Annotated in this window: 2 tRNA genes and 2 rRNA genes; all 4 read left to right on the top strand. The window is 54.2% G+C overall.

What is annotated here, in order from left to right:
• Positions 1-97, top strand: a 16S ribosomal RNA gene (locus AC10QF_RS20090); the annotation flags it as partial.
• 94 nt (positions 98-191) lie between these two features.
• Positions 192-267: transfer RNA gene (locus AC10QF_RS20085), tRNA-Ala, on the top strand.
• Between the two features lie 22 nt (positions 268-289).
• Positions 290-366, top strand: a tRNA-Ile gene (locus AC10QF_RS20080).
• 223 nt (positions 367-589) lie between these two features.
• A 23S ribosomal RNA gene (locus tag AC10QF_RS20075) occupies positions 590-688 on the top strand; the annotation flags it as partial.

The following is a 688-nucleotide window of genomic DNA, read 5'->3' as shown; positions in this document are numbered from 1 at the left end:
AACCTTCGGGAGGGCGCTTGCCACGGTGTGGCCGATGACTGGGGTGAAGTCGTAACAAGGTAGCCGTATCGGAAGGTGCGGCTGGATCACCTCCTTTTGAGCAAAGACAGCATCGTCCTGTCGGGCGCCTTCACAAAGTACCTGCATTCAGAGATTTACATCGGCCAGGCCGGTGTGAGATGTCCCTTTCTGGGGCCTTAGCTCAGCTGGGAGAGCACCTGCTTTGCAAGCAGGGGGTCGTCGGTTCGATCCCGACAGGCTCCACCAGGGAGATTAAGAAACAAGCTCCGGGTCTGTAGCTCAGGTGGTTAGAGCGCACCCCTGATAAGGGTGAGGTCGGTGGTTCGAGTCCTCCCAGACCCACCATTCTCTGAATGACGCATACATTCGATCTTTATACGCATCAGCACTGTGGCTGGTACGTGTTCTTTTAAAACTTGTGACGTAGCGAGCGTTTGAGATGTTCTATCAGACGTGTCGTGAGGCTAAGGCGAGAGACGCAAGTCTCTTTATTGATTGAGTCGTTATATTCGTATCCGGGCTTTGTACCCCCGGGTCATATGTAACCCAAGGCAACTTGCGGTTATATGGTCAAGCGAATAAGCGCACACGGTGGATGCCTTGGCGGTCAGAGGCGATGAAGGACGTGGCAGCCTGCGAAAAGTATCGGGGAGCTGGCAACAAGCTT

The organism is Stenotrophomonas maltophilia complex sp. Om-AH-Sm3, from assembly GCF_059337855.1.
This window is presented reverse-complemented; position numbering and strand designations above follow the sequence as displayed.